Annotated in this window: 4 protein-coding genes and 1 pseudogene; 4 read left to right on the top strand and 1 reads right to left on the bottom strand. The window is 64.0% G+C overall.

The features are described from left to right. From EN749_RS32260 to purU, 4 genes are all read left to right on the top strand, one after another. A partial coding sequence (locus tag EN749_RS32260) for a fatty acid desaturase (protein WP_189367865.1) occupies positions 1 to 716 on the top strand: 716 nt, incomplete at its 5' end. Positions 717 to 734: 18 nt separating this feature from the next. Beyond that, complete coding sequence (locus tag EN749_RS32255) at positions 735 to 1,049, top strand: MocE family 2Fe-2S type ferredoxin (RefSeq protein WP_013530832.1); 315 nt, start codon at positions 735 to 737, stop codon at positions 1,047 to 1,049. Positions 1,050 to 1,083: 34 nt separating this feature from the next. Then, complete coding sequence (locus EN749_RS32250) at positions 1,084 to 1,884, top strand: 3-methyl-2-oxobutanoate hydroxymethyltransferase (protein ID WP_128364684.1); 801 nt, start codon at positions 1,084 to 1,086, stop codon at positions 1,882 to 1,884. Further along, complete coding sequence (gene purU / locus EN749_RS32245; RefSeq protein ID WP_128364683.1) at positions 1,881 to 2,762, top strand: formyltetrahydrofolate deformylase; 882 nt, start codon at positions 1,881 to 1,883, stop codon at positions 2,760 to 2,762. The genes EN749_RS32250 and purU overlap by 4 nt, the downstream gene beginning before the upstream one ends. A gap of 9 nt (positions 2,763 to 2,771) precedes the next feature. Here purU and EN749_RS32240 read toward each other — a convergent pair. Then, positions 2,772 to 3,934 (bottom strand): annotated as a pseudogene (locus EN749_RS32240) (aromatic amino acid lyase); the annotation flags it as partial.

The following is a 3,934-nucleotide window of genomic DNA, read 5'->3' as shown; positions in this document are numbered from 1 at the left end:
ACCCGGTGACCTGGCGCTGGAGCCATGCCCGCCATCACACCGACACGATCATCGTCGGCCGCGACGCCGAGATCGCGGTGATGCGTCCGCCGGACCTGCTGCGCGCCGCACTCGCCTTCACCGGCATTCTCGATTTCCGCTATTCGCTGCCGACGCTGGTGCGCAATGCGTTCGGCAGCATCTCGCCCGACGAGAAAAGCTTTATCCCCGAGATGGAGCTTCACAAGGTGGTCACCGCCGCGCGCTGGCATGTCGCCATCTATGTCGCGACGATCGTGCTGGCGCTCTGTTTATGGTCGTTCCTGCCGCTGGTGCTGATCGGCCTGCCGCGCCTCTACGGCAGCTGGCACATGGTGCTGACCGGCCTGCTGCAGCATATTGGCCTCGCCGATAATGTCACCGACCACCGGCTGAACACGCGCACCGTCTACATGAACCCGATCAGCCGCTTCATCTACTGGAACATGAACTATCATGTCGAACATCACATGTTCCCGATGGTGCCGTATCACGCGCTGCCGAGGCTGCATGAATTAATCAAGCACGATCTGCCCGAGCCGAACCCTTCGATGTGGCATGCCTATCGCGAGGTCTGGCCGGTGCTGCTGAAGCAGCTTCAGTACGAGGACTATTTTCTCAAGCGTGAATTGCCGCCGACGGCCAAGCCATACCGGGACGAGTTCCATGCGCTGACCGTTCCGGCGGCGGCGGAATAGAGTTGCAGGAGACGAGAGATGGCCGACTGGGTTGAAGCGTGCGGCGTCGACGATGTCGAGGAAGAGGATGTCATCCGCTTCGATCATGGCGGCCGTACCTTCGCCATCTATCGCAGTCCCGATGACGAGTACTTCGCAACCGACGGGTACTGCACGCATGAGAAGGCGCATCTGGCCGATGGGCTGGTGATGGACGACATCATCGAATGCCCCAAGCACAATGGCCGCTTCAACTACAAGACGGGTGTGGCCCGAGGCGCACCGGTGTGCGTCAATCTCGCCACCTATCCAGTGAAGGTCGAGGCTGGCAAAGTGATGATCCAGATCGGCTGACCTGCCGCCGAATGCAACTGAGGGAACCCTGTTGATGAGCCGAAAAAGACCGACGGTGGCGGATTTGCGCGCCATGAAAGGCAAGCGCCAGCTGACCATGTTGCGCGTGCTGACGATGGACGAGGCAGAGGCCGCGGAGCGCGCAGGGGTCGACATCGTCTCGGTGCCGCCCGAACTGGTGCTCAACCCGCAATACCGGGACGCCGCCCCCAGCCTGTTCACCATGCCGGGAGACAATTTCTACGAGATCGGAACGGCGGACGATTTCGTGCGCTGGGCTTTCCGGCTCTACAAGGCCGGCGCCGACGCGGTCTATTGCAGCGCCGGCTACGCCACCATCAAGCGGATGGCGGACGACAATATCCCGGTGATCGGCCATGTCGGCCTCATTCCTTCCCGCGCAACCTGGACCGGCGGCTTCAAAGCCGTCGGCAAGACCGCCGACACCGCCATGGATATCTTCGCGGCGGTCAAGCAGCTGGAGGCCGCCGGCGCCATCGGCGCCGAGATCGAAGTGGTGCCGGTCGAGGTCGCCAAGGCGATCTCGGAACGCACATCGCTGATCATGCTGTCGATGGGGGCGGGCACCGGTTGCGATGCGCAATATCTGTTCGCCGACGACATCCTCGGCCAGAACCGGGGCCACATGCCTCGCCATTCCAAGGTCTATCGCAATTTCGCCGCCGAATATGATCGTTTGCAGGCCGAGCGCATCGCCGCGTTCTCGGAGTATGTTACCGATGTCAACAGTCTCGCCTATCCCGAAGACAAGCATGTGGTGCATATGGATCCGGCTGAGCTCAGCCTGTTCATGAAAAGGGTCGACAGGGCGTGAAATCTCAAGACAATAATGCGACGGACGACGCCGCGCCGGTTCATATTCTTACGCTTTCCTGCGAGGACCGGCCGGGGATCGTCGCCGCCGTCACGGCGGAGCTTGCCGCGACCGGCGCCAACATCGCCGAAAGCAGCCAGTTCTGGGACCGGCAGACCAATCGCTTTTTCATGCGGATCGCCTTCATCAGCCCGCCAGGCTCGACCAGGGACAGCCTGGAGCGGGCCTTGAAATCAAGCGTCGACCGCTTCGGCATGAAGACCGCGCTCGTCGATCAGGGGCGCCGCCCGAAGATCATCGTCATGGTCTCCAAGTTCGACCATGCGCTTCTCCATCTGCTGTACCAGATCAGGGTCGGCTGGCTGAACGCGGAGGTTGCCGCCGTCGTCTCCAACCACGAGGATGCCCGCCGCTTCGCCGAGTTGGAAGGCATTCCCTATCACCATTGGCCGACCACCAGGGAGAACAAGGCCGAACAGGAACAGAAGCTGCTGGACCTGGTGCAGCGGACAGGGGCCGAACTGGTCATCCTGGCGCGCTACATGCAGGTCTTCTCGAAAGGCCTGTCGGACCGGCTGTTCGGACGGGCGATCAACATCCACCATTCCTTCCTGCCGAGCTTCAAGGGCGCCAAGCCTTATCACCAGGCCTTCGACCGCGGCGTCAAGCTGATCGGTGCGACGGCGCATTACGTCACCTCCGACCTCGACGAGGGCCCGATCATCGACCAGGAGACCGAACGCGTCACCCACGCGATGAGCGCCGAGGATTTCGTTGCAGTCGGGCGCGACATCGAAAGCTGGGTGCTGGCGCGCGCGGTCAAGCTGCATCTCGAAGCCCGCGTCATGCTCAACGGCCACAAGACCATCGTCTTCTGAGAAGCCACGTCAGGCCGGCCAACTGCCGCCGGCGAGCGCGGCGTAAAGCGTCTCGGCGTCGATACCGAGCGGCCGGTCCTCTTTCAGCATGGGGACGAGCGAGCGTATCGCCGTGTGAATTGCGGCGGTGCGTGGCGCCAATGTGAAGCCGTCGCGCAGGTCGATGGCCTGTGCGGGCCATCAATTCGAAGGCGATCAGGCGGCGCCACAGCGCAATCATCCCGGCGCATTTTGCCACCGCCAGAGGCGTCTGCGTGGCGTGATCCTCGACTCCTTCCGACACGGCCAGGAAGTCGAGCATCACCGGATTGGCCTTGTGGCGGATGGCGGCCAGGATCGACGTCACCGTCTTCTGCAGCGGTACGAGGCCGGCCGAGGCGCCGCCGACCGGCGACAGATATTTCGGCAGGCCATTGCGGCCCGAACCGGTGAGCTGGATGAAGCGCGCTGCACTGGCCGCGGCACATTGGGCGATCGCCAGGCCGAGCGTCTCGAAGGCGAGCGCCAGCGAGGCTGTGTGGAAATTGCCGGTCGACAGCACCAGCTCATCATCGCCCAGCACCAGCGGGTTGTCGGCGGCGGCGTTGAGTTCGATCTCGACAGCCTGTCTCGCCTGACCGATCGCCTCGATCAGCGCGCCATGGATCGACGGCATGCAGCGGATCGACAGCGGGTCCTGCAAGGTGGTCGGCGCCGGCGCCTCGTCGCGGACGAGCAGATCGTGCAGCACCTTGGCTGCTTGCTGCTGGCCTGCCGCCGGACGCGCCATATGCAGGCGCGGATCGAGGATGGTGCGGTTGGCGCCAAAACCTTCCATGGTCAGCGCGCCGGCCTGCTGCTGCTGGGCAAGGGCGGACAGCGCATCCGTCACCGCAAGCGCGCCGCTGCCGGCGGATACCGCCGAGGCGTTGATCAGCGACAGGCCGTCCTTGGGCGCCAGGCTGATGGGGGCGAGGCGCGCCATCATCAGCGCCTTGGCTGCCGGCATGCGACGGCCCTGATAGTCGGCTTCGCCTTCGCCGGTGAGCATGCGGGCGAGTGCCGTCATCAACACCAGGTCGCCGGCGCCGATCGAGCCGAGCGACGGCATGACGGGATGGACGCCGGCATTGAGCGCGTCGACCAAAGCGACGAAGACGGAAGGCGACAGGCCGGAGCCGCCGACCGAGAGC

Source organism: Mesorhizobium sp. M7A.F.Ca.ET.027.02.1.1, assembly GCF_004022985.1.
Taxonomy (GTDB): Bacteria; Pseudomonadota; Alphaproteobacteria; order Rhizobiales; family Rhizobiaceae; genus Mesorhizobium.
The sequence above is the reverse complement of the archived record's forward strand: the minus strand, read 5'-3'. Positions and strand labels throughout refer to the sequence as shown.

Bases quoted from the DNA above. Each gene is read 5' to 3' on its own strand.
- EN749_RS32255 (WP_013530832.1), top strand. From the start codon at position 735: ATGGCCGACTGGGTTGAAGCGTGCGGCGTCGACGATGTCGAGGAAGAG.
- EN749_RS32250 (WP_128364684.1), top strand. From the start codon at position 1,084: ATGAGCCGAAAAAGACCGACGGTGGCGGATTTGCGCGCCATGAAAGGC.